This is a genomic window from Epibacterium ulvae (genome assembly GCF_900102795.1).
Lineage (GTDB): Bacteria > Pseudomonadota > Alphaproteobacteria > Rhodobacterales > Rhodobacteraceae > Epibacterium > Epibacterium ulvae.
This window is the reverse complement of the sequence record NZ_FMWG01000004.1, coordinates 64,065-84,123: the sequence shown is the minus strand read 5'-3', so window position 1 is coordinate 84,123 and position 20,059 is coordinate 64,065. Positions and strand designations below refer to the sequence as shown.

Below are 20,059 nucleotides of genomic sequence, written 5' to 3'. Positions count from 1 at the left end.
GTTTTGGTATGACAAAAATAGCATCTGGGAGGGTCTCTGTTTTTGTCCGGATAGGGCGCGCTGTCTGCGGCGTTGCTGAACACAGAACTTGGGCAAAGACCCAGACCATTTAGGGAGGATTTAATGGTTCACTTCGGAAATTGGATTAAAACGACAGCCATCACAACAACTGTGACGGCAATGATGGCTGCTGCTGGTGCAGCGGACACGTTGAAATTTGCACATGTTTATGAGGTTAGCCATCCGTTGCACAAAGCGGCAGAAATGGTTGCTGAGCAGGTTGCTGAAAAAACAGAGGGCCGTCTTCAGGTCGAAGTGTTCCCAGCGTCGTCTTTGGGCAAAGAGGTGGATCTGAACGAGGGGCTGAGTCTGGGCACTGTTGATATCATCTACACCGGTGCTGGTTTTGCGGGTACGCTTTATGGTCCGGCATCTATGACAGATTTTCCATTTACCCTGCGCAACCTGAAACATTGGGAAGCCTATTTCGATTCTGATATCTTTGATGGCGTGTCTCAGGGCTATTCCGATGCAACCGGGGGCAACGAGATTGCGGCGGTCAGCTATTATGGCTCGCGCCACGTGACGGCGAATAAGCCGATTTTGACGCCTGACGATATGGCCGATCTGAAAATCCGCGTTCCAAATGCGCCAGCTTATGTTTTGTTCCCTCAGGCGATTGGCGCAAACCCAACCCCGATGGCGTTCTCTGAGGTGTATCTGGCGCTGCAACAGGGCGTTGTTGATGCGCAGGAAAACCCTTTGACCACCATTCAGGCCAAAAAGTTTCATGAGGTTCAGACCAACATTAACCTGACGGGTCACATTACCAACTCGATCTATACCGTTGTATCCAGCATCCGTGCCGCGCAGTTGAGCGAAGAAGACAAGGCCATTCTATATGGCGCGTTGGACGAAACTGCTGATTGGGTCACGGATGAGATCGTTGCCGCGGAGGGTGAGTTGGCGGATTGGTTCCGTGCGGAAGGCATCACCGTGAATGAAGTGGACCGCGCGCCATTCATTAAGGCGGTTGCACCAGCGCTGACTTCTGGCGATCTGCCATTTCCGGGTGACCTGTATGAAAGCCTGCAGGCGCTTAAAGACGCTGAGTAAACAAAGATGCCCGATAGCTTAGGTTGTCGGGCCTATTTCGATTGGGGGCAGGGTATGGACCGTTCAGAGTTTGATCGTGTGGGTGCCATCGTCGGTGATCTGGAAGAGATCACGGATGATATTTCAGATGTAAAGGTTTGGGATATTCCTGCGCTTTTCATCTTTGCATGTTTGTTTGCGATTGTCGCGTTGCAGTTTTTTACGCGCTACGTTTTGAACGATAGTCTGGGCTGGACCGAAGAGATTGCGCGGTATTTTCTGATCATGTTGGGTTTTGTCGGGGGCGTTACCTGTGTGCGTCGTGGCAGCCATATCTTTCTTGAATTTGCCTATCGGTATTTCCCCCAGACTTTGCTTAAACCGATTTCGGGTTTTGTGGATCTGCTGTCCACGGCCTTTTGGGGGTATGCGGGGATTTTGGCCATTGAGCTGGCGCAAAAGACCCGGTCAAATATGGTGTCAATCGATTTGCCGAAATCTGTACTGTATTACGTGGTTTCGGTGGCGTGTTTTTGTGCGGCGGCGGTGGCGCTTTGGCATTTGATCGTCACTTTGCGCAAATCCCCTGAGCAGATCATTCAAGAAAAACGCGACCTCAGCACGACAGGCGTCTGACCTATGGCACTTACGTTTCTTTTTATTCTGTTGTTTGTGTTTCTGTTGCTGGGCGTTCCAGTGGCGATTGCATTGGGCGGGGCGTCGTTGGGGTATATTCTGGTTGCGGGTCTGCCAGATGTTTTGCTGATTCATCGTATGATTGGCGGCATCGATAGTTTTCCGCTGTTGGCTATTCCGTTCTTTATTCTGGCCGGGCATCTGATGAACACGGGCGGGATCACCACTAAGATTTTTGCCTTTGCGCGGTCGCTTGTGGGCTGGTTGCCCGGCGGTTTGGGGCATGTGAATGTTGGCGCCAGCGTGATTTTTGCGGGCATGTCTGGCGCGGCTGTTGCAGATGCGGGGGGGCTGGGCAACGTCGAGATCAAGGCCATGCGCGATGCGGGGTATGATACGGATTTTTCGGTGGGCGTCACAGCTGCGTCGTCGACGATTGGACCGATTATCCCACCGTCGTTGCCGCTGGTGATCTATGGCGTGATGGCCTCGGTCTCGATTGGAGAGCTGTTTACGGCAGGGTTGATTCCGGGTTTGTTGATGGCCGTCGCGTTGATGATCATGGTGGCCTATTATTCAAAGGTGCGGAACTATCCGCGGGATCAGCGGATGCAGGTGTCGTATATTTTCAAGACCTTTCAAAGCGCCTTTTTACCCTTGCTGACGCCGGTCATTATTGTGGGTGGTATTGCCAGCGGGGTGTTCACTCCAACCGAAGCGGCGGTGGCTGCGGTGTGCTATGCGCTGTTTCTGGGTGTGTGTGTCTATCGTTCGCTGACATGGCGCCATCTGGTGCGGGTGTCGATTGATACCATCGAAACCTCTGCGGCGATCCTGATGATTGTCGCCAGCGCGGCTGTGTTTGCCTGGATTTTAACGGCCAATCAGGTGGCGACCATTCTGGGAGAAAACCTGCTGGGGCTGACATCAAACAAGCATCTGGTCCTGATCATCATGTTGTGCATTGTGTTGGTGATTGGTCTGTTCATGGAGACCATCGCCGCGATCACGATTTTGGTGCCTGTGCTGCTGCCCATCGCGCATCAGGTTGGCATTGATCCGGTGCATTTGGGCATTCTGCTGATCCTGAACCTGATGCTGGGCCTGCTGACCCCGCCGGTGGGCATGGTGCTGTTTGTTCTGGCGGAGGTGTCGGGTGTAAAATTCGAGCGCTGTGTGCGCGCAACGATGCCGTTTTTGGTGCCGCTGATCATTGTCTTACTGCTGGTGACATTCTTTCCGGCGCTGGCGCTGTGGTTGCCGCAGATGCTGTATGGCTAATTTTGTGAGGGGCTGTTGCAACAGTGCGGCCCCGGCGTGCCCTTAGGCAGAGCGCCGGGGTCTTTATTTCTGATTGCGGAACTCTGTTGGGGTCTGTCCAAAGCGCGCTTTGAATATGCGCGTAAAATGTGAGAAATTATCCATGCCCCATTTCACCGCGATTTCGCTGATGGACTGGCTGGCGCACAATGGATTTCGCAGATCTTCCGCCGCCTTGTCCAAGCGCGCATCCCGTAAATATCCGCTAAGGCTATCGCCACTTTCCGCAAACAATCGGCGCAAAGACCGGCGCGACAGGCCTGTTGCCTGGGCAACGCGTGTGGGATCCAGATCATGATCCTGTAAATTTCCACGGATGAACTGTTTTGCACGCATCAATGACAGGGTTTGTGGTCGGCTGAGTTCATAGTCAGCTGTATGGAGCGTTGCCAAAGAGGCGGCGATCAAATCAAGCATAATGTCTTGCAAGAGATGTTGGACTTCTGGTGTCTGCTCTTCGAGAACCGCTGCGTATTGGCGCAAATGGGCATAGGCCATTCGATTCAATGCATTGGTTCCGTCGACTCGGCGGGCGGTCAGAGTTTCAGCATTTGGCAGGCGAGAGCGCAGTTTTTCGTATGGCAGTTGGATCACCATCTGGTCCACCCCGTCCGAGCAATCGAGGCGGTACGGTTGATCCGTCGCATAAATCGCAAAATCACCAGGTCTAAGATGGGCTTCACGGGTGTCTTGATGCAAACGGCAGTCTGCGCCAATCGGGACGCTTACCATGAAGAACCGATCCGCATTGCGGGCAATCATGCGCCGATCCCGAGAGACGGTTTGTTGGCTGGCATTGATGATCGACAGGTTCAACCGGCTTAAACGTGAAAGGGCAATTTTGCCTTCGAAACTTGTCCCGGCTTTTGAATCGCAAGCAATTGGCAAATAGGCATCACACGCCGATTCCTGCCAATAGGACAGACGTTCGGATCGCGCCACATGCGTGGTATCAAACATCGTTTGCATGCCGACCTCCCCATAATTTCAGCTTTCTTGTCCGCCAAGCGCAAGCTTTTTGTCCGGCAGAGACAAGAAATACCTATGCCTTCCTATCACAATTACAAATGAAACTAAATCCAACAGGGAATATAAAAATGGATATGGAGCAAGATCTGGTCAAAGTGGCGGCTGTTCAGGCAGCGCCGGTTTGGATCGACCTAAAAGGTGGCATTGAGAAAACGGTAAAATTGATCGACGAAGCGGGCGCACAGGGGGTAAAGCTGATCAACTTCCCTGAAACATGGCTACCGGGGTATCCTTGGCAGATTTGGATGGGTCCACCGGCCTTTGCGATTAAGTATTTCGCGCGCTATGTAAAAAACTCGATTGAAGCGGGCAGCGACGAAGAGAAAGCGATTTGTGCGGCGGCCCGTCGGAACAATATTCACGTTGTGATGGGGGTTTCCGAGCGAGATGGTGGCAGCCTTTATATGGCGCAATGGCATATTGGCCCAGATGGTCAGGTCATTTCGCGTCGTCGTAAGTTGAAGCCAACCCATGTTGAACGCTCTGTCTTTGGGGAAGGCGATGGGTCCGACATGATCGTGAATGATACCGAACTTGGTAAAATCGGCGCGCTTTGCTGCTGGGAGCATTTCCAACCGTTGAGCAAATATAGCCTGTTTGCCCAAGGTGAACAAATTCATTGTGCAGCGTGGCCTGCGTTCAGCTTGTATGATCAGTTGACCCATGGGTTCTCGGCTGAGGTGAACACCAATGCGAACCAAACCTACGCGATGGAAGGTCAATGTTTTGTTCTGCAATCCTGCGCCATGATTTCTCAGGAAATCTATGATGAGTTGGTGACCACAGAACAGCAGAAAATGTTCATGGAAGTGGGCGGCGGTTACTCTCGTGTGTTTGGCCCGGATGGGGCGACCTATGGTGAAAATCTTGCCCCAACCGAAGAAGGTTTGGTGATTGCTGACATCGACATGAACAAAATCATCATGGCCAAGGTCGCAGCTGACCCTGCGGGGCATTATTCCCGCCCAGATGCGCTGGCGCTGGTGCACAATAAATCCAAACTCCGTCGCGTTCTCTCTCCCCAGGAAGCGGCAGAGCAAGTGCGATCAAGCGACGCATCCGATGCGGATGCGGATGAGATCGCCGCTCAATAACGAGCGAGTGGGTCGGCCTTGTGCCGGCCCAACTTTTATTTCGAAAAAGGAAACACATCATGGAGATGTTTGGGGAGGGCAGCCGCACGCTGCAAGATCGGTATAACGCGCGCAAAGTCGCTGATCTGATCAACAAAGCCACTAAGGTGACCAACTTTGACGATGATCAATTCGGGTATCGTGATTTTATTGCAGAATCGACATATTTTTTTCTCGCAACATCCGCGGGCGAAAACACGGATTGCTCATTTAAGGGGGGGCCGAAAGGGTTTGTCAAAATCACCGGGTCGAACACACTTGTTTTCCCGGATTTTGATGGCAACCGGATGTATAAGTCGCTGGGCAATATCGAGGACAATCCAAACATTGGCATGTTGTTCATGCGATTTGAGGCTGAGGAAGGCAAACGGTACTTACGTGTGCGGATTAACGGCACAGCACAGGTGCATGATGATCATCCACGGCTGACAGAATTTCCCGGTGCAAAACGTTTGGTCGAGGTGACGACCCATCACATCTATCTGAATTGCCCGCGCTACATTCCTGAGATGAAACTGGTCGAAGCCTCTGCACATATCCCCAAAGAGGGGGAAGATCAGCCGGTGCCCGCGTGGAAAAGCAAACCAGGTATTAAAGAAGCGCTTGAGGGGTCATCTTGATCTGGCCAGAATAAGCACCGGTGGCGGCTATAACGCGATCCGCTCTCCTTGCGTGGGGGGTTGCCAAGCGCCAGCCTTTTTTGTTTTTCTCCTGCGCCCATGGTGAGGGCACTTGTACGCAAAATTTCAAGAGCGGGGTAAAAAAATCACGATTTTGAACTCTGTGAATTAGAAGTTCTGAAAGATCTATTAAGGGATCAAATTTGATGCTATAACGTCTGATATGTGATTTAAGAGGTCATATATGAAACTTCTTGCAGGGCTGCAAACCGCTAGTGATGTGCAACAGACCATTGCCCAATCCGCCAAAGCCCGGCGGCTGTCCTTGAACATCACCCAGCAGGACGTTGCGGCGCGTAGCGGGGTTTCAATCGCCACGTTGAAGCGGTTCGAAAAGGATGGCTCTACCAGTCTCGCCAACCTTCTGGCAATTGCCGAAGCTCTTGATGCACTCGACGGGTTTCACACGCTTTTCCCCGCTCCGGATTATACCAGCCTAGAAGAGCTTGAACAAAGCACCACAGCACGGCGACGCGCGCGGAGGACATCATGATCGATCGTCTGAATGTGACGCTGGCCTTTGACGACAGCTCCCATGCCACTCCGATTGGACAGCTTGGCCGTGATCCCACCCGCCGGGGATTTGCGTTTGAATGGGATAGCGAATTTGCCAATTCTCCGCTGCTGATCTGGCCCGTAAAAGCGCGGCGGATGGTGGGGCTTTTACGTGGTGCGCGTGGTCTGCCGGGGGTTTTTGAAGATAGCTTGCCCGATGGTTGGGGGCGGTTGCTGCTGGACCGCGAGATCCGCGCGACGGGGGCCTCTACGACTGAGCTGGATGATATGCAGCGGCTTGCCTTTGTTGGATGTCATGGCATGGGGGCGCTGACGTATCGCCCAAGCACCACACCCGCTGAGCGTTCTGATATTGATCTTGGCTGGTTTGAACACAATGTCGCGCGGATCGAAGAGATCAGCGATATCGATGTGCTGCAACGCCTGCGCGCGCTGAGTGGTGGCAGCCAGGGTGCGCGACCAAAGTTCATGGCGCAGATTGCAGAGGATGGTGTGACGCTGAGAGATCACCGCTGCAGCTGGGAGCAGGGCTGGACGCCTGTGTTGATCAAGGGCCGGGGATCGATGGATGCAAAGGGTTCCATCGAAGTGGAACTTGCCTATGGGGAGATGATGCGTGTGGCGGGGATCACCTCCCGGCCGATGTTTGCGCTTGAGGGAAAACAGGAGCGTTTCTTTGGGACACAACGGTTTGACCGGGAAGCGGGCAGGCGGGTGCATATGGCCTCTGTTGCGGGGCTGTTGGACACCGGGTTGCAGCACGGCGTGTTCGACTATCTGGAGTTGATGCGATTGGCCAAGGGGATCTGCCGCAACAAGGCGGACACCGCCGAAGAACTGTTCCGTCGAATGGTGTTTAACGTGCGTGCCATAAGCCGGGATGACCATATTCGCAATCATGCGTTTTTGATGGATATGAGCGGCAGCTGGCAGCTTGCCCCCGCTTTTGACGTCACCTTTGATTTGGGACCCGGGGGAGAGCATTCCATGGCTATTGCCGGGGAAGGGCGGTTCCCCGGGCGGGCGGCGTTTTCGAAAGTGGCAGAGGTTGGGGGTATCCGCGCCAAGCGACGTGATGAAATCATTGACGCGGTGGATGCCGCCCTGAGCTGCTGGCCGGAAATGGCGGCAAAACATCAGGTGCCTGAGCGGCTGCTGCAGGATATTTATAGCAAAATGGCAGAGGCCAGAGGCTGGGAATAGTATTTGTGCCTGAATGCGCGCTGAAATCTCTTTAATACATTGATTTTAAAATGTTATATGTTTGAAGTGCACTGATTTATGTCTGAACTAGAGTAGGGGATGTCAGGCCCCGCTGATTTGTCTGATCAGTTATGGATGCCTGACTTTCATTTGTGTTCACTTGGGCGTGGTCCACGGTATGGTCTTAGGACCAATGGCGGCTTAATCCGTCACCTTGTTCCTACCATGCGCCAGAGATCAGCCCCATCTGCTCAAGCTTGAGCACCACCTGATGGGCGCAATTGTCGACATCAGTGCCTTCGGTTTCCAAGCGTAGCTCTGGCGTTTGTGGCACATCATATGGGTCGGAAATACCTGTGAACTCTTTGATTTTTCCGGCACGGGCGAGTTTATAAAGGCCTTTCCGGTCGCGCCGTTCGCATTCTTCGATTGTGGTTGCAATATGGACTTCGACAAAGGCGCCAAAGGCTTCAATGTCTTCGCGCACAGCGCGGCGCGTTGTGGCATAGGGTGCAATTGGGGCGCAGATGGCGATGCCGCCATTTTTGGTAATTTCGGATGCAACATAACCAATGCGACGAATATTCAGATCGCGATGCTCTTTTGAAAACCCGAGTTCGGAAGAGAGGTTTTTGCGTACAAGATCGCCATCCAGCAATGTCACCGGTCGCCCCCCCATTTCCATGAGTTTCATCATAAGCGCATTTGCAATGGTCGATTTTCCCGATCCCGAAAACCCGGTGAAAAAGACGGTAAACCCTTGTTTCGCGCGCGGTGGCTTGGTTTTTCTGAGTTCTGTAACAACTTCAGGAAAACTGAACCATTCTGGAATTTCCAGCCCTTCCGCCAACCTGCGGCGCAGTTCAGTTCCTGAAATATTCAGAATTGTCACCTTGTCCTTATCTGTGATTTCATCAGCTGGTTCATATTGCGCGCGTTCCTGCACGTAGACCATGTGTTTGAAATCGACCATTTCGATGCCGATTTCTTCCTTATGAGCATTAAACAGATCCTGCGCGTCATAAGGGCCATAGAAATCATCGCCCTGGCTGTTTTTCCCTGGGCCAGCGTGATCGCGACCAATGATAATATGGGTACAGCCATGGTTGCGTCGAATAAGCCCATGCCAGACCGCCTCTCGTGGGCCGGCCATACGCATCGCGAGATTAAGAAGTGACATGGAAGTGGTTGAGGCGGGGTACTTGTCCAACACAGCTTCGTAGCAGCGGACACGGGTAAAGTGATCCACATCACCTGGCTTTGTCATGCCCACCACTGGATGGATCAACAGGTTTGCTTCTGCTTCCTTTGCGGCACGAAATGTCAATTCTTGATGCGCGCGATGCAATGGATTTCTTGTTTGAAAGGCCACGATTTTGCGCCATCCGACTTTGCGGAAAAAGGCCCGCAGTTCGTTGGGGGTATCGCGGCGGGCTTTGAAATCATAGTGGACCGGGGTTTGAATGCCTGTGACTGGTCCACCCAGATATACTTTGCCAGCTTCATGATGGAGGTAGTTCACCGCAGGATGCGCCTGATCGTCGGCTCCGAATACCTTTTCTGCCTCGCGCGCCTTATCCGGGGTCCAGCGGTCGGTGACCGTCATCGTTGCAAGAATGACGCCTTCCTGATCGCGCAGGGCAATATCTTGGCCCAGCTCAATGGCATCGGCAAAGCCTTCGGACACATCAAGGGTAATGGGCATGGGCCACAGGCGGCCATCTGCCAGTCGCATGTCGTCAACGACACCATTATAATCAGCTTCGGACAGAAATCCCTTTAGCGGGTAAAATCCGCCGTTCATCAGGAGTTCCAGATCACAAATCTGGCGCGGCGTGAGGGTATGGCTTGTGAGTTCTGCGGCCTCTACTTTCAGCTTTTGGGCTGACTCATAAGAGACATAAAGTTCGGGTATCGGGCCGTAAGGTGGGTAATCAAGTTTATAAGACTTTGAGTTACTTTGAATTTTCTTGTTCATTGGGGCCTTCTTTCAAACGGTTTCAGACACGCGAAGGCGGTGTTGGAACAGATGGTCGTAATGGGGTTTCATTCGATGATGCACACGGCGTACGCGTTCTGGTGTCTTGTCCAGATCGATATATTTGCGCTTTTGTGGGGTGAGCCCGGTTGATTTCGCCAAGTTTGAATGGAATGAGCCGCCATCCCACCAGCTGTGCGCGGAGGGATCGCCACCCGGCTGCCAGCTCAAGGCGCTTTCGATGAAGGGGATGCCTACAGAGTCACAGAACGCTTCTGTCATTTCATTGGGATTTTCCAACAAATCATCACTGTCGATCACCGGAGGAGGGGTGCCGTGTAGCGCAGTCAGCAGGTCAAATAACGCGCGTTGTTCGGGAAATCCGACCTCGAGTTCGTCGAAATCCGGCCATTTGTTGTACAATGATGTGATCGTTTTCGCCGGATCGCGGATCAGGAAGGCGTGGGTGAAGTTCGACAGAAATTCAGGATCCCACATATGATTGATATAGTGAGGAAAATCCTTAATGAACACAGGGCCTTTTTCGGCGCGGGCTTTGATGTCGTCCCAGACGCTTTCCAAGGTCAGCCCCGCTGTTGTTTTCGCACCGGTTGTAAACCGTGGCCACATGGGGTTTTCACCCTGATACCACGCTTCGCCGAAGGGTTCATGCAGGCAATCCAGATCGCCGCGCTGGCGCATCATCCATTCGAAAGCGGTAGAGGTTGAGCGTGGGATGCCCCACAGAGCTACAATCTTATGCATGATTAACCTTTCAAAGAAGAGAGCAAGCTGCCCTGTTGTGTTGCTGGGGCAATGCCCAAGCTTTTGTAAATGCGCCAGTAAAGGGCGGTGTCGTGGCCGATGACCGGAGTGCCAAGACGTTTTTCGAGTTCGACTTCGTAGTGAACTGGACGCTGGGCAATGCCGTCACTTTCGCGGCGATAATTGCTCATACCGTTGATCAGATAGGCGTCCACATTTGGCGCTTTTTCGGCGGTATAATCAAAGGACTTCCAGATGAGTTCTTCGTCAAAACACCAGATGCACTCATCGACTTGGTCTTGTGTGGCAAACCAGCCCTGATCCAAGAAGTTGCCGGCCCAAACGACATCAAACCCAGCTTCTTTCAAAAAGTTAACAGTGCCCTGGTACCAGGTATCGCGGTGGTAGCAGGCGTTTAGGGCCACCTTTTCAACGTTCCGGTCGCGTAGGGCTTCGACCATTGCGTAGCCAGACATGTGAAATGGTGTTTGGTATTTGTCGCTCAGCATTTCGCAATGCTGTCGAATACCTTCGACACCCAGCCCACTGGCATGGACCCAGTTTGATCCAACTTGACCGCAGACGTCGACGCCATTGTTGGCCATGCATTCGACGAATTCTTCCAGCAGACCAAAGTTCTTTTTCCTCTGATCTAACCGGTGGGCGTAGTCCGGTACGTGTAGCATCCGGCCATGCACGCCCACGCTGCGCGGCGACATGCGCAAGAAATCTGATGGTGCCGCGTCGTAATCATGGGGTGGGCAGGTGAAACCCACCTGATGGGGGAACAGTTTGACCTTGGGGTTCGCCCATTTGGTCGGCTTCTCGTATTTGGTCATGAAACATCTCTGTTCGTTTGGTTACTGCGCCAGAGAATGATTGTTTGCGTTTCGTGTTTCTATTGCTTTTTCGTACGGCCAAGCATATCAAAAATGATATGTCATCTCGAAAGTATAATCTTCCCTCACTCAGCCCTCTTGTTGCCTTTGAAGCGGCAGCACGATTGCAAGGGTTTGCGCGCGCAGCAGAAGAATTGAATACGTCTCAGCCCGCAGTGAGCCGACATATCCGAAATTTAGAAATCCGATACGGGACGGAATTGTTTTATCGGGACAAATCGCCGATTTGCCTGACACCAAAAGGCAGTCAGTTTTATACGAGCGTGGTACAGAGCCTTGAAGCATTACAAACAGCGGTTCAGTCGCTTCGGCAGGTTGAAGAGCGGGTGACGATTGTTTGCTCTCATTCCGTATCACATTTGTTGTTGATGCCGCTATATGCCACCCTGCGTCAAAAAATGGGGCGGGATGTGGAGCTGCGCATTATGACCGTTGAATATAACCTGCTTCAAGCAGCAGTTGAAACCGGGGCGGATATTGTCTTTCAATATTCCGCTGAGCCACCTGAACGGAAACACGTCGTTGTATGCGACGAAGAAATTAAACCGGTTGGCAGCGCCGAAATAGTTGAGCAGGCGCAACGCGCTTTGGAAGGGCGATGTGATCCGCCCATGTTGTTGAAGTTACAAAAAGAAAACTATGGTTGGATGGATTGGGATGATTGGAGTTCAGCGCATCCTGAATATAATGGCTGGCAAGTCTCTGAAGAATTTGACAGCTATGTCTATCTGCTTCAGGCCGCAGTTTCAGGCCAAGGACTTGGGTTAGGGTGGCGCAGATTTGTGGATGACTATTTAAACCGCGGCGATCTCATTGAGTTACCTGTGTCATGGCATTCGAAAAACACCAAACTATTTGCCCGCCTGACGCGGTATGGGGCGCAAAACGCGCTTGCTGAGAAATGTTTGGCTTTGTTGGAAAACCTACAGCGAAAATAGCCTGTGGCTTGCAAGCAGCTTTGGCAAATGATTGTTGGTCCTCTGACAACGCGCATGCCAGGTTATATCGTCCGCCAAGAAAACCGGCATGTTTTAGAGAGACTACATTTCTGAACATGCCGGATTGCAGCCAGTGTTAGTTGGTTTCTTCACTAGGGCGACGCGGGACTAGAGATTTGAAAACGTGTCGCATATTCAAGCTGCCCTGTGTGGAATTCCCTTCTGAGACAGAAAAGATTACGTCAGGGTTGCCCTTTGCGCGCTCGATCGCATCTTCGAGCGTTGCCGTTGCTGATATGGTTTCTGATCCGGCAGGGGCTGGATCACTCGATTGGATAGAGCGCACGCGGAGTACGCGCGCGCGGTTGATATCGCCAACGAATGTCTCAATGTAGGCATCTTCGGGATTGAGAATAATCCCTTGCGGTTCTCCTTGCTGCACGACGCGGCCATCCTTTAGAACCACGAGGTGATCCGCGAGGCGCAGAGCTTCGTCCAGATCATGTGTGATGAAGATAATCGTCTTATGCAGCTCTTCCTGAAGTTCAAGAAGCAGGCTTTGCATGTCCGTGCGAATGATGGGGTCCAGCGCCGAAAAGGCTTCGTCCATCAACATGATTTCAGCTTCAGAACATAGGGCGCGTGCAATGCCGACCCTTTGTTGCATGCCGCCGGACAGTTGATGCGGATAGTTCGCCTCATAGCCTGCAAGGCCGACCCGTTCGAGCCAACGTTTGGCGTTTTCCTTTGCAGGGCCTGCGGGTTCGCCCCGCACAATCGGTCCCAGTGCTGCATTTTCCAGAACGGTCCGGTGTGGCAAGAGTGCAAATTTTTGAAACACCATCGACATCTTCTTGTGACGCAGTTGTTGAAGCCCTGAGGCTGAGAGCTGCGTGACGTCTTCGCCATCTAATAGAACCTGACCATCGGTGGGTTCGATCAGGCGGTTCAAGTGACGGATCAATGTAGATTTACCAGATCCCGAAAGCCCCATAATGACTGTGATTTCCCCGGCCATCATGTCGATATTGATATCGTCCAAACCCAGCACGTGTTGGTGCTGTTTCAGCATTTCAGGTTTCGCCATTCCAGACTTGGCAAGATCAACCATTGTTTCTGGACTGGTTCCAAAAATCTTGTACAGATTGCGGATTGCGATTTTTGGGGTTTTCGAGCTTTGTTGATCAAACATGATTAGCTCTCCATTGAACGGTTAACGCGTGCCATTGCGGTTTTGGTGACGCGGTCCAGAAGAATGGCGAGGATCACGATGCCTAGACCAGCCACCAGTCCCACACCGAGTTCGAGTTTATTGATGCCGCGCAGCACCAGCGTTCCAAGGCCGGGAGCCGACACGAGAGACGCAATCACAACCATCGCGAGGGACATCATGATGGTTTGGTTCACACCCGCCATAATATTCGGCATGGCGAGCGGTATTTCGACCCCCATGAGACGCTGGCGAGAGCTCATGCCAAAGCTATCCACCGCTTCCAAAACATCTTTGTCCACAAGGCGGATGCCCAAGTCTGTCAGGCGGATGACCGGTACAATCGCATAAAGAATAATCGCGATGCCATAAAGCTTGGCTTCGGTAACACTGAAGAGGAAAATCAGAGGGATCAAATAGACGAAGGTTGGGAGGGTTTGAAGTAGATCCAAAATCGGCAGCGATACACGCTGAAGTCGATCACTGCGCGACATTGCGATCCCGATGGGAATGCCAAACAGAACCGAAATAACAGTGCACACCATTATGATCGCAAGGGTTTGCATTGCATAGGTATAGTGATCAATGAGTGAGAGAACCAAAAGACCTCCGAAAACCATAAATGTGGTTTTCAAAGATCGGGTCGCATAAAAGACCAACAGCATGATCAGAGGGATGGTGACCATCCAAGGTAGGGCCAATATGCCTGCCAATGCCCCATCTAAGGCCCAGCTTAGGGGTTGCGTTATCGGATCAAGAACAGCCTTGAGCGGGGCTTTGACTGCTAAAAAGAGGTCTTCGATTCCAGCCGTCATGTCGCGTGTTCTGGGGATGGCGCCACAAGCATTGTGAAGCACATCCAAGGATGGAAATGGGGTCGACAAAAAGCCTTTGTCATCTGTGGCAGTGCCGTTGGTTGCATTGAGCAGCTGCTCCATTGTCATCGGACCGCCAGCCTCGACACCCCCATCGCACCATTCTCTTAGCCCGAGCGCGTCAATTGTACCTGAATAATCCGTCATTCCGCCTAGTCCCGCCGTTCGAAAATATCAAAAGCGAGCAGTAATTTCTGCTCGCTTGGTCGCTGCTTCACTTGATAAGTGCTGCAAGCTTGGATTTTGCCTCATCGTTCAGCCAGTCGGCCCAGATGTCCTGATGATTGGTGAGGAAAAACACTGCGGTTTCTTCTGAAGATGCGTTGTTTTCCTCCTGCCATGCCAGCAGTTGAGACATCACTTGGTTGGGGAACACCACATTGCTCATGAATTCGACGACTTCTGGCTCTCGCTTTTGCAGGGAGGGGGTTACGCCAGTGACAACCGGTGCCGGTGCATCACCCGTCGGTTGTGGATTGGCACAATCTTCTGTGGTCGCGCAGGTGAAGGCTTCTTCGTTGTATGGGCCACGGTCCACTTTAACCATCGGGTATTTGCCAAGAATGGATGTTGGCCCCCAGTAGTAGCCGAACCAAGGCTCTTTGCTTTCATAGGCGGATGCGATGGACGCCGCGAGTGTTTCACCGGAGCCATGGTTGAAGATTTCAATGCCAGCTTCTTCGACGCCATAGACTGGCAATAGATTATCCCAACGAATACGGCAGCCCCAGCCTTCTGGGCAGTTGTTGAACCGCGCGCCAACGAGTTCCGGGTTTGCCAAAACACCTTCTAATTTTGCGAGTTCTGGATGTTCATCGACAAGGTATTTGGGCACCCACCACCCTTCTTCGCCACCGTCCTCTAGAACATTTGCAACGGTGATGATTTTGCCCTCTTTCTCCAGATCGCTATAGGCAGGTGTTGCTTGCAGCCATATTTCGGTCAGAATGTCGGGCTGTCCGGTTTCTGCAACGGAGGTCACCGCGGGTACCGTGGAGGATGGCAGGGCTGTCACCTCGCATCCATAGCCTTGCTCTAGAAAGAACTTTGATACGGCCGTGACCATGGCGGCAGAGGACCAGTTCATTTCGGTGATCGTGACCTCGCCACAATCTGCGGCAGCTGCAGAGGCAGAGATGCCCAAAGCGAGGGATGCAGCAGTGAGTTTCAAATAAGTATTCAAAGGTTTTCTCCTTGGTGGACTATTGAGTTGGCCCCTTTTCGAGGCACTTTTTTTGGTTTTGGAGAGAGGCCGGTTTTAGGTCTTGTCAGTCTTCAATGTAGACACCCAAGGCCCGGCGTTGCGCGTGGTATTCCTGAATCGAGTTGACCACGTCTTCGCCAGCTTCTGCGATGATGAAACCCACAAGCACTTCAAAAAACGCTGTCAATGCAAGGGTCGAGACAAAGAACTGCGGCGTCGAAGTGGGGACCACAAACTTGTGGGCGGCTCCGCTTAGAAGCGGGCTGGATGGGCGATCCGAGATCGAAATGACTTTTAGGCCCTTTTGAAGCGCTGCTGAAATCGCTTCGCTGACTTCCCGCCGGTAGGGGTGAAAGCTCGTGGCGATCAGCAGGTCGTTTTCATCGGCGCGTGTCAGCGCATCAACCGGTAGACTGCCACCGCTGGGCAGCGCACGGATACCGTCCACCGCCATGTTTGCCAGATAGGCAAAATTTTGAACAATTGCGTTGTTGACGCCAACACCCAGCGCATAAACCCGTCGGGCCGCAACGATATCCTTTGCGGCTTCTTGCATCGCCAGATGATCGGTTTCCGTGAAAAACGTTTCGATATTTTGAAGCGCGTTCTCCGCGCTGGCAGCATATAGAAAATCCATCTCGTCGCGGTCAGAGAGGCTTTGCAGCCATTTGGCGCGATCCGGGTATGAAGCCGCGCTTTTGCGTATGTCTTCGCGAAATATTTCGCGAAAGGCATCATAACTGGTCAATCCAAGATGTTGTGATAGACGGACCGGCGTGTTTGGTTTGACCTGCGCGTTTTTGGCAACTTTTCGAATTGACGAAATGCAAATTTCATTTGGATTATCAAGAAGGTAACCTGCAAATTTCCGCAGTTCAGGAGTCAGGTTTTTGATGTCCGACTGTAGCTGGTCGAGCAGTTTTTCAGCGGTCGAGTTTTTCGTTTTCCAAACATTTGAATCATTCATGTGAAAAATTAGAACATTTGTTTGGTGATCTGTCTACTAAAACAAACTCGAGAATTTGGATGAATTTTGAACCATGTCGAGGTGGGGTAAAAAAGTGTCGACTTTGAATGCTGCTGTGCAGAAAATAGGCTCATCGAACGGCGGAGCCCCCAATTTTTCAGCAGTTTTTGAGGAACGACTCACCTTAATTTTGGGTGAGTCGCCCCGTTTCTCAGAGTTGCGGTTCGGGACGGTACACAATCGAACCATTCAGTTCTGATGTGATTTTCCATTGGCGCGTTAGACGAGACGTCATCAGGTCTGGCTTGAAGGTAAAGTCGCGCATGTCTTCCTCGATCTCAGATTTTGACGGAAGACGATCTGACCAAGCCTTGTCTATATAAACGTGACTTCTGGCGCAGATGCCTTTGCAGCCGGCGTCAATACCTTTGATGGTATTGTCGCGGGCGCTTTTCATGCCTGTCGACCCAACAGCCATATCGAATTTGTGAGAGGTGCCATCAAATTCGATATCGGTGATCTGAGCCACCGAATCCTTAGTCCAACAGGCCACGTTCGGTCAGCACTTTGCGTGCGACACGGAAACATTCCAATGACTGAGGAACACCACAATAGATGCCAATCACATGGATGATGGATTGGACTTCTTCTTTGGTGACGCCATTGTTGAGCGCGCCTTTTAAGTGGATTTCCCACTCATGCATTTTCCCGAGCGCGCCGATCATAGAGAGATTCATCATCGAACGTGTTTTTGCGTCGATCGTGTCATCACCCCAGCCAAAGCCCCAGCACCATGCGGTCATCGCTTCTTGAAATGGGCGTGTGAAATCGTCCGCAGCGGCCAGGTTTTTTTCAACATATTGGGCGCCAAGCGTTGCTTTGCGTTGCTCCAGGCCATGTTCAAAAAGGTCATTGTTCATTTTCTGTTTCTCCTTCGGAAAACGTTTGTACTTCTTCAAAAAACCGACCCATGCGGACGCGATCGCATGTACCGATCTCTTCATTCCTGTTGCGACGATCCAGCTCTGCAATGCGCAGGGCTTGGTCATGGGCATAGATCACTGAACCAGCGGAGTTCATGCCGCGCAGCCGTGCGGCCAGTGCGTGTTTTTTATTCACCTGATGAGGCTGATAGGCGTCGAATTCGCGCGGGGTGATCGCAGCCCCTGTGAGAAGGTCACCTGCACGGCAAGCGGACTGGTACAGAGCCTCGCCCGCCGATGTACGCGTGATCACACCGTTAAATCCGTCATCTTCGCCTTCTGGTACAGCGCCCGGCCAAATATCTGCTGCGGCAATATCGGCGGCTTCTCCCAGTGCATCGGGGCAGACTTTACAGCGGCTTTGGATGCGCCAGCCACTCTCGTCCGCCCACATTTCCGGATAGTTCTTTTCAAAACTGCGGCCATCGCGGGTTTCGATCCGTGTGGGCCCCGGATTGCCATAACCGCGATAGCGAAAAAGCGTCAGCTCATCTTCGGCTAATTCATATTCGTCTAAAACGGCAGTGGATTTACCAAGATCAGACGCGCCGCCACAGACCAAAGCCAGAAGTGCGACGAGGTTTTGGTTTAATCGCTGATCAATCTTGGCGCGCGCACGGACGGCGCCTGCGTCACAGGGTTTTGCAATAATTGCAAAGGGTTCGTTTCTGGCAAGTGCGATTTCTAGGCCTGCAAGCGTGTCGCTTGGCCCATACCGAGACCCTGCGCGAGAGACGAGTTGGCTTGGGGTTTCACTGATACACCATTTTGTCCTCATCGGGGCGTCGGGGTCTGCGGCGCAATGTAGAATAAATTTGGCTTTGTCAGTGTGCAGAAGGTGGCTTGCTAAGGCTGTTAACACACCACCGGTTGCCGCGCGGTAACGGCTCTCGGGATCACCGGCCCAAGCCTCCTCCATCCGGTGATAATGTCCCCAGATGGGGTCAAGGTTTTTAGCGGTTTCCCGATTAGGTACCGCAACTGCACCGGGACAGGCCTTCAATATCTCCGCATCTGAACCCGGCCCAACCAAAGCAGGGCGCAAACGCCCCGCATCGGTATAGGCCATCTTCCAACGACGTGGAGCCAACGCCTCGCACAGGCCGCAACCGATGCAAAGCCCGGCATTCACAACGTCTTTTACTGATTGCGGATGCTTCATGGATGATTAGGCTAATTTGATTGCGATGTTTTTGGTCTGTACATAGTTCCAAAGCGCTTCGCGCCCTTTTTCCCGGCCATAACCAGATTTGCCATAGCCCCCAAACGGCGTTTCGACCCCGCCAGCATACCATTCGTTTACAAAAATCTGACCAGCGCGCATGTCACGCGCAACTTTGGTTGCCCGGTTGATATCTTTGGTGAAGACGCCGCCGACCAACCCATATGGGGTGCCGTTTGCAATCCTTATGGCCTCTTCATCGCTCTGAAATTTCAGAACAGATAGAACAGGTGCAAAGGCTTCTTCCTGTGCGATGGTTACATCTGGGGCAACGTCCAGAATTGTTGGCTCTAGGAAGGCACCTGGTCTGTTCAGCTTGTTTCCACCAATCACGGCTTTGCCGCCCTGATGAATTGCCTGATCGACCATTTTAAAAGCGCGATCACGCTGCGCTTCGCTGACCATAGCACCCATGTTTGATCCGAATTCCGGGCTTTCGATACCTGGCTGAACCACCAGATCAGATGCCATGGCAGACAATCGTTCAAGCAATTCGGAATGAACGCTTTCGTGTACGATCACGCGAGACATTGCTGAGCAAACTTGCCCTGCGTTGAAGAAAATTCCCCAGCGCACATCATTGGTGAAGGCGTCTAGGTCGGCATCATCATAAACCACCGCAGCAGATTTGCCGCCCAGTTCTAAAACACATGGGACCACGTTTTGCGCCGCTGCAGTCGCGATTGCGATCCCCGTTGGGACGGATCCTGTAAAGACGATCTGATTGACCAATGGGTGCGCCGATAGTGCAGCACCGGCTGTATGGCCCAAGCCGCATAGGATATTCACGGTACCTTTTGGCAGGCCAACGGATTCAGCGGCATGGGCAAACCATGCGTTGGTCAGTGGGGTGAGCTCTGGCGTTTTGATCACAACCGTGTTGCCTGTCGCGAGAGCTGCTGACAAAGAACGGGCCGTCATTTCAACTGGATAATTCCACGGGATAATCTGTGCCGAAACGCCGTATGGTTCGTAGGTCGTAAAGTCGAAGTAATCTGCGCCCAATGGGATTGAACGACCTTCAACGGTTTCCGCTTGATTGCCATAATATTCAAAATATCGGGCCGCGCCTTCGATTTCGATCCGGCTTTCCCAAAGAGGTTTGCCCTGTTCGAGTGTGAGTACCTCGGCGATTTCGTCGATATGAGTCAGCAAAAACCGACCCATGGCTTGCACCATGCGGCCACGTTCAACCGGTCTAAGGCCCGAAAGAGCACCAGATATATGAACGCGTTGAGCGGCTTGAACCGCACGATCGACATCGGCGGCATCTGCCGCTGCCTGTTCTGCCAGCTTTTCACCAGTGCCAGGGTTGATGACATCTATCCGGCCTGCGCCGCCGTCGACCCATTCACCATCGATATAATTCGGCCAGAAGGCCTTTATAGAACTCATGAATTTCTCCT

At 52.4% G+C, this 20,059-nt stretch carries 20 protein-coding genes; 8 read left to right on the top strand and 12 right to left on the bottom strand.

Features of this window, described 5'->3' with window-relative positions:
* The first annotated feature begins 123 nt into the window (after positions 1-123).
* From BLP79_RS07470 to BLP79_RS07460, 3 genes are read left to right on the top strand one after another with little or no spacing between them, the layout of a single operon-like run.
* Entirely contained in the window at positions 124-1,116 is a 993-nt protein-coding gene (locus BLP79_RS07470) for a sialic acid TRAP transporter substrate-binding protein SiaP (RefSeq protein WP_090217782.1), read from the top strand.
* Positions 1,117-1,170: 54 nt separating this feature from the next.
* The gene (locus tag BLP79_RS07465; protein WP_157843967.1) at positions 1,171-1,731 is read left to right on the top strand and encodes a TRAP transporter small permease; all 561 of its coding nucleotides are present in this window, start codon (positions 1,171-1,173) and stop codon (positions 1,729-1,731) included.
* Between the two features lie 3 nt (positions 1,732-1,734).
* Complete coding sequence (locus BLP79_RS07460) at positions 1,735-3,012, top strand: TRAP transporter large permease (protein WP_090217779.1); 1,278 nt, start codon at positions 1,735-1,737, stop codon at positions 3,010-3,012.
* Between the two features lie 63 nt (positions 3,013-3,075).
* On the opposite strand, the gene BLP79_RS07455 is transcribed toward BLP79_RS07460, so the two are convergent.
* Positions 3,076-4,020: an AraC-like ligand-binding domain-containing protein gene (locus tag BLP79_RS07455; RefSeq protein WP_090217777.1), complete on the bottom strand. Its 945-nt coding sequence runs from the start codon at positions 4,018-4,020 to the stop codon at positions 3,076-3,078.
* A gap of 128 nt (positions 4,021-4,148) precedes the next feature.
* Between BLP79_RS07455 and BLP79_RS07450 the strand changes: the two genes are divergently transcribed.
* The 4 genes from BLP79_RS07450 (at position 4,149) to BLP79_RS07435 (ending at position 7,612) form a co-directional block, all read left to right on the top strand.
* A complete protein-coding gene (locus BLP79_RS07450; RefSeq protein WP_157843966.1) occupies positions 4,149-5,174 on the top strand; it encodes a carbon-nitrogen hydrolase family protein in 1,026 nt (341 codons plus the stop codon).
* A gap of 59 nt (positions 5,175-5,233) precedes the next feature.
* Entirely contained in the window at positions 5,234-5,833 is a 600-nt protein-coding gene (locus tag BLP79_RS07445; RefSeq protein ID WP_090217773.1) for a pyridoxamine 5'-phosphate oxidase family protein, read from the top strand.
* 244 nt (positions 5,834-6,077) lie between these two features.
* On the top strand, positions 6,078-6,386 hold the full coding sequence (locus BLP79_RS07440) for a helix-turn-helix domain-containing protein (protein ID WP_090217772.1): 309 nt from the start codon (positions 6,078-6,080) through the stop codon (positions 6,384-6,386).
* Complete coding sequence (locus tag BLP79_RS07435; protein WP_170830461.1) at positions 6,383-7,612, top strand: type II toxin-antitoxin system HipA family toxin; 1,230 nt, start codon at positions 6,383-6,385, stop codon at positions 7,610-7,612. The genes BLP79_RS07440 and BLP79_RS07435 overlap by 4 nt, the downstream gene beginning before the upstream one ends.
* Before the next feature lie 220 nt (positions 7,613-7,832).
* Here the strand turns inward: BLP79_RS07435 and BLP79_RS07430 are convergent, their stop codons facing one another.
* From BLP79_RS07430 to BLP79_RS07420, 3 genes are read right to left on the bottom strand one after another with little or no spacing between them, the layout of a single operon-like run.
* Positions 7,833-9,590: a bifunctional sulfate adenylyltransferase/adenylylsulfate kinase gene (locus BLP79_RS07430; RefSeq protein WP_090217770.1), complete on the bottom strand. Its 1,758-nt coding sequence runs from the start codon at positions 9,588-9,590 to the stop codon at positions 7,833-7,835.
* 12 nt (positions 9,591-9,602) lie between these two features.
* On the bottom strand, positions 9,603-10,355 hold the full coding sequence (locus BLP79_RS07425) for a sulfotransferase-like domain-containing protein (protein ID WP_090217769.1): 753 nt from the start codon (positions 10,353-10,355) through the stop codon (positions 9,603-9,605).
* Positions 10,356-10,357: 2 nt separating this feature from the next.
* Positions 10,358-11,194 (bottom strand): hypothetical protein, encoded by an 837-nt coding sequence (locus BLP79_RS07420; RefSeq protein ID WP_090217767.1) that lies wholly within the window; start codon positions 11,192-11,194, stop codon positions 10,358-10,360.
* Positions 11,195-11,292: 98 nt separating this feature from the next.
* Between BLP79_RS07420 and BLP79_RS07415 the strand changes: the two genes are divergently transcribed.
* Complete coding sequence (locus tag BLP79_RS07415; RefSeq protein WP_139163179.1) at positions 11,293-12,192, top strand: LysR family transcriptional regulator; 900 nt, start codon at positions 11,293-11,295, stop codon at positions 12,190-12,192.
* A gap of 136 nt (positions 12,193-12,328) precedes the next feature.
* Here the strand turns inward: BLP79_RS07415 and BLP79_RS07410 are convergent, their stop codons facing one another.
* The 8 genes from BLP79_RS07410 to BLP79_RS07375 form a co-directional block, all read right to left on the bottom strand.
* Complete coding sequence (locus BLP79_RS07410) at positions 12,329-13,384, bottom strand: betaine/proline/choline family ABC transporter ATP-binding protein (RefSeq protein ID WP_090217764.1); 1,056 nt, start codon at positions 13,382-13,384, stop codon at positions 12,329-12,331.
* A 2-nt stretch (positions 13,385-13,386) separates the two neighbouring features.
* Complete coding sequence (locus BLP79_RS07405) at positions 13,387-14,424, bottom strand: ABC transporter permease (protein ID WP_090217762.1); 1,038 nt, start codon at positions 14,422-14,424, stop codon at positions 13,387-13,389.
* Between the two features lie 67 nt (positions 14,425-14,491).
* Positions 14,492-15,460 (bottom strand): ABC transporter substrate-binding protein, encoded by a 969-nt coding sequence (locus BLP79_RS07400; protein WP_232716388.1) that lies wholly within the window; start codon positions 15,458-15,460, stop codon positions 14,492-14,494.
* An 85-nt stretch (positions 15,461-15,545) separates the two neighbouring features.
* On the bottom strand, positions 15,546-16,448 hold the full coding sequence (locus BLP79_RS07395) for a MurR/RpiR family transcriptional regulator (RefSeq protein WP_090217761.1): 903 nt from the start codon (positions 16,446-16,448) through the stop codon (positions 15,546-15,548).
* Between the two features lie 211 nt (positions 16,449-16,659).
* Positions 16,660-16,977: a 2Fe-2S iron-sulfur cluster-binding family protein gene (locus tag BLP79_RS07390; RefSeq protein WP_090217759.1), complete on the bottom strand. Its 318-nt coding sequence runs from the start codon at positions 16,975-16,977 to the stop codon at positions 16,660-16,662.
* Positions 16,978-16,984: 7 nt separating this feature from the next.
* Positions 16,985-17,368, bottom strand: coding sequence for a carboxymuconolactone decarboxylase family protein (locus BLP79_RS07385; protein WP_090217757.1), 384 nt, complete (start codon positions 17,366-17,368; stop codon positions 16,985-16,987).
* Positions 17,358-18,593: a Coenzyme F420 hydrogenase/dehydrogenase, beta subunit C-terminal domain gene (locus tag BLP79_RS07380; protein ID WP_090217756.1), complete on the bottom strand. Its 1,236-nt coding sequence runs from the start codon at positions 18,591-18,593 to the stop codon at positions 17,358-17,360. The genes BLP79_RS07385 and BLP79_RS07380 overlap by 11 nt, the downstream gene beginning before the upstream one ends.
* A gap of 6 nt (positions 18,594-18,599) precedes the next feature.
* A complete protein-coding gene (locus tag BLP79_RS07375; RefSeq protein WP_090217754.1) occupies positions 18,600-20,048 on the bottom strand; it encodes an aldehyde dehydrogenase family protein in 1,449 nt (482 codons plus the stop codon).
* Positions 20,049-20,059 lie beyond the last annotated feature (11 nt).

Excerpts from the sequence above, each read along its gene's own strand:
- BLP79_RS07470 (WP_090217782.1), top strand. The coding sequence starts at position 124 with ATGGTTCACTTCGGAAATTGGATTAAAACGACAGCCATCACAACAACT.
- BLP79_RS07465 (WP_157843967.1), top strand. The coding sequence starts at position 1,171 with ATGGACCGTTCAGAGTTTGATCGTGTGGGTGCCATCGTCGGTGATCTG.
- BLP79_RS07460 (WP_090217779.1), top strand. The coding sequence starts at position 1,735 with ATGGCACTTACGTTTCTTTTTATTCTGTTGTTTGTGTTTCTGTTGCTG.
- BLP79_RS07455 (WP_090217777.1), bottom strand. The coding sequence starts at position 4,020 with ATGCAAACGATGTTTGATACCACGCATGTGGCGCGATCCGAACGTCTG.
- BLP79_RS07450 (WP_157843966.1), top strand. The coding sequence starts at position 4,149 with ATGGATATGGAGCAAGATCTGGTCAAAGTGGCGGCTGTTCAGGCAGCG.
- BLP79_RS07445 (WP_090217773.1), top strand. The coding sequence starts at position 5,234 with ATGGAGATGTTTGGGGAGGGCAGCCGCACGCTGCAAGATCGGTATAAC.
- BLP79_RS07440 (WP_090217772.1), top strand. The coding sequence starts at position 6,078 with ATGAAACTTCTTGCAGGGCTGCAAACCGCTAGTGATGTGCAACAGACC.
- BLP79_RS07435 (WP_170830461.1), top strand. The coding sequence starts at position 6,383 with ATGATCGATCGTCTGAATGTGACGCTGGCCTTTGACGACAGCTCCCAT.
- BLP79_RS07430 (WP_090217770.1), bottom strand. The coding sequence starts at position 9,590 with ATGAACAAGAAAATTCAAAGTAACTCAAAGTCTTATAAACTTGATTAC.
- BLP79_RS07425 (WP_090217769.1), bottom strand. The coding sequence starts at position 10,355 with ATGCATAAGATTGTAGCTCTGTGGGGCATCCCACGCTCAACCTCTACC.
- BLP79_RS07420 (WP_090217767.1), bottom strand. The coding sequence starts at position 11,194 with ATGACCAAATACGAGAAGCCGACCAAATGGGCGAACCCCAAGGTCAAA.
- BLP79_RS07415 (WP_139163179.1), top strand. The coding sequence starts at position 11,293 with ATGTCATCTCGAAAGTATAATCTTCCCTCACTCAGCCCTCTTGTTGCC.
- BLP79_RS07410 (WP_090217764.1), bottom strand. The coding sequence starts at position 13,384 with ATGTTTGATCAACAAAGCTCGAAAACCCCAAAAATCGCAATCCGCAAT.
- BLP79_RS07405 (WP_090217762.1), bottom strand. The coding sequence starts at position 14,424 with ATGACGGATTATTCAGGTACAATTGACGCGCTCGGGCTAAGAGAATGG.
- BLP79_RS07395 (WP_090217761.1), bottom strand. The coding sequence starts at position 16,448 with ATGAATGATTCAAATGTTTGGAAAACGAAAAACTCGACCGCTGAAAAA.
- BLP79_RS07385 (WP_090217757.1), bottom strand. The coding sequence starts at position 17,368 with ATGAACAATGACCTTTTTGAACATGGCCTGGAGCAACGCAAAGCAACG.
- BLP79_RS07380 (WP_090217756.1), bottom strand. The coding sequence starts at position 18,593 with ATGAAGCATCCGCAATCAGTAAAAGACGTTGTGAATGCCGGGCTTTGC.
- BLP79_RS07375 (WP_090217754.1), bottom strand. The coding sequence starts at position 20,048 with ATGAGTTCTATAAAGGCCTTCTGGCCGAATTATATCGATGGTGAATGG.